Genomic DNA, 5099 nt, shown 5'->3' on the forward strand with positions numbered 1-5099 from the left:
GTCGATTATCTCCTCTCGCCGCGCACCGATGTGTACCTTGAAGGAGTCTATCAACGTGTCGGCGGCGGCAATGGCATCTCGGCATTCGACGCGGGTGTCTATTCGCTGACCCCGGCTACCGGCAACCAGCAGGTGGTCGTGGCTATAGGTCTAAAGCACAAGTTCTAGGTCACCTATAACACTTGCCTGCGTGTGTCTATCCGATGGAAACGCCATCAAGCGGAAAAGTCGGTCGATTGCGACAGCGCCTTCCAGGTTTCGGTCGGCTTCAACTCGGCTCGCAATGCCTCAGTCAAACCTTCGGCCGCATACTTGGTTGAACAGCGGGCACCGAATCCAGCGGCTGACCGATAGCCGCCGAGCGACGACATATTGATGATGTGGCCAGCTCGCTGCGAGCGCATCACCGGGAGAACGGCGCGGGTGATATTGAGCAAGCGCGCCCAGTCCGCGCGACGCGCCAGTGATGAACCAGACACGCTTGAAGCCGTTTTTCGTGACATCGACCACGAAGTTGCTCCTGCGTTCGAGGTGAAGTGAGCCAAATTATAGGCAACGCAACGGGCACCAACCAGGCGCTGAATGCTAGCGAGTCTGCCGGCAGCTGCATGCGTTTGACAGGTATCCGAAACGTAATTGCCACAAATCCTTCACGGTAGGTCGCGGGGGCGAGTTGTACGATATCAATCCAGCGGCCCCAGGGAAGTCGGTCATGCCTGATCTCATGTTTCCCCAAACGAGCACCGTCAGTGTGCGTGCCCGTAGCGCGAGTCTCGCAATCTTCCTACTTATCGTCGCTGTTGGCGTCTCCTACGTTGCCTTCCATCTGGCAATAGACCTGGAGCCGGTTCGGGAGAGCTCGGCATTCCCCTACGTCCTGCTCGGGTTCGCGATGCTGATCGCGCTCGGCTTCGAGTTCGTCAATGGTTTTCATGACACGGCGAATGCAGTGGCCACGGTTATCTACACCCACTCGCTGACGCCGAATCTTGCCGTGCTGTGGTCAGGCGCGTGGAATTTCGGGGGAGTACTGGTCTCCAGCGGGGCGGTGGCGTTTGGCATTATCCAGTTGCTCCCCGTTGAACTGATCTTGCAGGTAGGGGGCCACGCAGGCTTCGCCATGGTATTCGCGCTGCTGATCGCGGCGATTGCCTGGAACCTGGCAACCTGGTACTTCGGACTGCCATCTTCCAGTTCGCATACGTTGATTGGTTCGATCATCGGCGTCGGCTTGATGAACCAACTGATGCGCGGTCCGACCGGTACCAGCGGCGTTGACTGGGGGCAAGCGGTCGGCGTTGGCAAATCGCTGGTATTCTCGCCGATTGTCGGCTTCCTGCTTGCCGGCTTGCTTCTACTGGTGTTGAAAGCGGTGGTCCGTATCCCCGCTCTTTACGCCGAGCCGGTAGGCAATAAGCCACCGCCGCTCTGGATTCGCAGCCTGCTGATCCTCACCTGCACGGGCGTATCCTTCGCGCATGGTTCCAACGATGGACAGAAGGGAATGGGGCTGATCATGCTCATCCTGATAGGCACGGTGCCGACCGCGTATGCCCTGAACAAGGCGGTGACGCCTGAGCAGACGCAGGCCTTCGTGACGGTCGCGCATCAGGCATCGGCCGTACTCGGCAGGTATGCGCCCGGCGCGCCCGTACCCGCGAATCCTCGCGTAGAGGTTGAAGCCTATGTGCGATCGCGGCAGATGACGCCTGCGACGCTGCCTGCGGTAAAGCAACTCACCGATACCGTTGCCCGGCAGATCACAGCGGCGGGGTCGATTGGCACAGTGCCACCCAGCCTGGTCGACAATGTCCGCAACAGTATGTACCTGGTATCGGAAGCGTTCAGCCTGATGGAGAAGTCGAAGCAGCCAGCATTCGCGGCCGACGATCGCGCCGTCATCGAGAACTGCATGGAGCAACTCAATTACGCGACCAAGTTTATCCCGACGTGGGTCAAGGTCGCGGTGGCTATTGCATTGGGACTCGGCACGATGGTTGGCTGGAAGCGCATTGTCGTGACGGTCGGGGAAAAAATCGGCAAGCAGCATCTGACTTACGGCCAGGGTGCGTCGGCAGAGGTGGTCGCGATGCTGACCATTGGGGCGGCGGACGCATACGGACTGCCGGTCTCGACCACGCACGTCCTCACATCGGGCGTTGCCGGCACGATGGCGGCGAACGGATCGGGCCTCCAATGGAACACGTTGCAAAGCCTGTTGCTGGCCTGGGTCCTCACGCTGCCGGCGTCGATAGCATTGGCCGCAGCGCTCTACTGGCTGTTTCGGGTGATATTCTGAACGCTGCCTGCCGATGGATATGCCGCGAGTACAGTGTCTAGTGGGTCAGTCGCGGGCGATGGATGCCTCGAGGAGACAACCAAACTCGTGGGCAAACTCAACAGAGACGCGCGCGTGAACGGCGCCCTGCTTGTCAAAGAACCGCTGTGTCCCGCTAAGCGTGAACACGCCTTCATGCCAGACGCCTGGATGGATGTATAGACCGTGCTGTCCATCAAAGCGAAAGCACACGAACTTCCCGGGTGCGATGTCATCCCCGGGCAACGCCAATGGAACGTAGAAGGGACGATGGTCGAGAGGGAAGAACAATTGTCCGCCGTCCGGATGGTAGTTCGCATGCCAAAGCAACATGCGTTCCGGTGCATTGGCGTGGTCTTCGCGGGCTGCTTCAGGCTCCCTTGCGTACGCAAGGATGTAGTGGCCGCCCACAGCCTCGTTGCGACCATAGAGAATGTCCCCGCGCCATTCGCTCACAAAGGTACCTTCAGTCGTGCCTGCCTGGTCCCCGGTTCCAGGATCTATGGGCCTGGAACCTACCCTCGGCCACTGGACGATCTCGATCGGGCACTCGCTCGGGTCTGCTACCAGCTTGCCAAAGCCTTCTAGCGTTGTTGGGGTCGCGTTGACCACGGGCATGGACACGCGGCGGAGCCCGGGAGGAAGGGCGGGGTTGAGGTAGTCGATCTCTTCGGTCATCGCGATAGTTTACACAAGTTGGGCGTATCTCACCGGCGATACTCGAACGACGGCTTTGGCCCAGCCTGGACTCGACGTGTGAGCGTTGATCGGGCAATAGAACGAGCACCCTTAGCGGGTTTCGTTGAAGGCGGGGTTAACGCCATTTGTCCCGCGCTGTCGCGAGCCGATAATTGTTCATTTCGACTTTTCCCATAGCCCGAGATGCGAGCCCGAATCGACGATGAAATCACCTTTCGCAAGCTGGAAGTCCTGCTCGCATTCATGGAGACTGGAAACCTGTCGAAGGCGGCCGAGACACTGAACGTGAGCACGGTCAGCGTGCACCGGGCGCTGCATTCGCTCGAACAAGGCGTGCGATGTGCACTGTTCCGGCATGAAGGCCGCAACCTCAAGTCGACAGAAGCGGCGCAGATGCTTGCCGACGTCGCGCGCGAGGTGCTGACGCTGATGGCCGACGGTATTTGCGCGACACGTGAGGCCGCGGGCTATTCGTCGGATCGCCTGAAGATTGGCTCGCTGTACTCCCTGACCATCAGGACGGTCCCTGGCATTGTCGTCGATATCAAGGTGCGGCGGCCGGCGCTTCAGGTCGAGCTCGTGCTCGGTTCGAATGTCGAGCTGCTCGACAAACTGAAGCAAGGCGCCATCGACGCGGCCCTGATGGCCTTGCCGGATGCCGAGTCCGAAGTCGAATCCATTCCGCTTTTCGAAGACGATATCTTCTTCGCGGCACCTGCAGATTCGCCGTACGCGAATCAGGATGCGGTTGATTTGCGGGACTGCCGCGACGAGACGTTCGTTTCGCTGGGCGAGGGGTTCGTGACGTATCGCGGCTTTTTGGAGGCGTTTCGCGTCGCGGACTTCACGCCGAACGTCACAATGAAAGTGGGCGATATTTTTTCGCTGATGAACCTCGTGAGCGGCGGGGTTGGCTATACGCTGTTGCCGGGCCGCGTGCGCGGCGTGTTCGGCGACAAGGTGCAATTTATCCCGCTCAAGCCGCAATACCTGATGCGCCAGACCATAGGCGTCAGCTTTCTGCGCGCGCGCGAACGCGATCCAAACCTGCTGGCGCTCATGGCCGTCTGCCGACTTCGCACGAGAAGCGCCGGCTGACGTTCAATAATGTTTTAAGTGCCTACCAGCGCTTTGGTCGCAAGGAACAGTACCGACGGTCCAAGCAGGCAACCGACGCCCGTGTGAAACGTCGCGATCAATGCGCCATAGGGAACGAGCCGCCGGTCAGTCGCGGCGAGCCCCGCGCTCACGCCGCTGACCGTACCTGCCAGTCCACCAAAGATCATCGCCGAGCGTGGCGTCTTCAGTCCCATGAAACCGGCAGCGAGCGGCGTCCCGATCATGATGATGATCGACTTGATCAAACCCGTCGCGATGCTCAGTGCGATGACATCGGAGCTTGCTCCAATCGCAGCCCCCGTGACCGGTCCCACAATATAGGTGACTGCGCCGGCGCCGATCGTCGTCATGCTGACTGCATCCGTATAGCCAAATGCACGAGCGATGCTCGCGCCCACAATAAAGGGCAGCAGGGTTCCCAGCAACAAGGACAGCACGCCAATGAGCCCGGCCTTGCGTGCCTCGGTGACCTGCACCTCGAACGCGGTCGCCACGATGGCGAAGTCACGCAGCATTGCTCCGCCCATCAGGCCGACACCGGTGAAGAGCGGGAGGTCGGCCAAGCCTTTCTGCCCCCCCGTGAAGACCCCGCCGAAATACGCCAGTACCAGGCCGATCACAATGGCAATCGCCGAACCGTGCACTCGCCCGAACGTCAGTTTTCGCGAGAGCAGCGACGACACCCACATGATGAGTCCCACCAGCGCGAACGAGGTAACGAGGCCGTTCTGGATCAATACGTTATTGAGCGTATGCAGAATGACGGACTCCTGCCTCAGATTTCTTCAAGATGCGGTGCGTTCACGAACGACGTGCTGTCGTGGCCGGTGCGAGAAAGAACGGCGATGCAGCCGGCGCAGACGACTACCGCGCCCAAGGCCGAAAGTAGCGCTACGGGGCCGCCTTTGAGCGCGGCGACAACGTTCTGGTTGGCGGCCATCGCGACCACGACGGGGATATACAT

Annotated in this window: 5 protein-coding genes and 2 pseudogenes; 3 read left to right on the forward strand and 4 right to left on the reverse strand. The window is 60.2% G+C overall.

Annotated features, from left to right (window positions below; all coding sequences use genetic code 11):
* A pseudogene (locus WCA53_RS03645) lies at positions 1 to 168 on the forward strand (porin); the annotation flags it as partial.
* Positions 169 to 263: 95 nt separating this feature from the next.
* Here the strand turns inward: WCA53_RS03645 and WCA53_RS03650 are convergent.
* Positions 264 to 437: pseudogene (locus tag WCA53_RS03650) on the reverse strand (SDR family NAD(P)-dependent oxidoreductase); the annotation flags it as partial.
* A 275-nt stretch (positions 438 to 712) separates the two neighbouring features.
* Between WCA53_RS03650 and WCA53_RS03655 the strand changes: the two are divergent.
* Entirely contained in the window at positions 713 to 2299 is a 1587-nt protein-coding gene (locus WCA53_RS03655) for an inorganic phosphate transporter (protein ID WP_423905560.1), read from the forward strand.
* 45 nt (positions 2300 to 2344) lie between these two features.
* Here the strand turns inward: WCA53_RS03655 and WCA53_RS03660 are convergent, their stop codons facing one another.
* Entirely contained in the window at positions 2345 to 2995 is a 651-nt protein-coding gene (locus WCA53_RS03660; protein WP_423905562.1) for an ureidoglycolate lyase, read from the reverse strand.
* 204 nt (positions 2996 to 3199) lie between these two features.
* Between WCA53_RS03660 and WCA53_RS03665 the strand changes: the two genes are divergently transcribed.
* Complete coding sequence (locus WCA53_RS03665) at positions 3200 to 4114, forward strand: LysR family transcriptional regulator (protein ID WP_423905564.1); 915 nt, start codon at positions 3200 to 3202, stop codon at positions 4112 to 4114.
* A 14-nt stretch (positions 4115 to 4128) separates the two neighbouring features.
* Here the strand turns inward: WCA53_RS03665 and madM are convergent, their stop codons facing one another.
* Positions 4129 to 4896 (reverse strand): malonate transporter subunit MadM, encoded by a 768-nt coding sequence (gene madM, locus WCA53_RS03670; protein ID WP_423905567.1) that lies wholly within the window; start codon positions 4894 to 4896, stop codon positions 4129 to 4131.
* 14 nt (positions 4897 to 4910) lie between these two features.
* Positions 4911 to 5099 (reverse strand): malonate transporter subunit MadL (locus WCA53_RS03675; RefSeq protein ID WP_423905566.1); only part of this gene is annotated, 189 nt, incomplete at its 5' end.

Origin of the sequence: Caballeronia sp., assembly GCF_049581465.1 — a bacterium.
Lineage (GTDB): Bacteria > Pseudomonadota > Gammaproteobacteria > Burkholderiales > Burkholderiaceae > Caballeronia.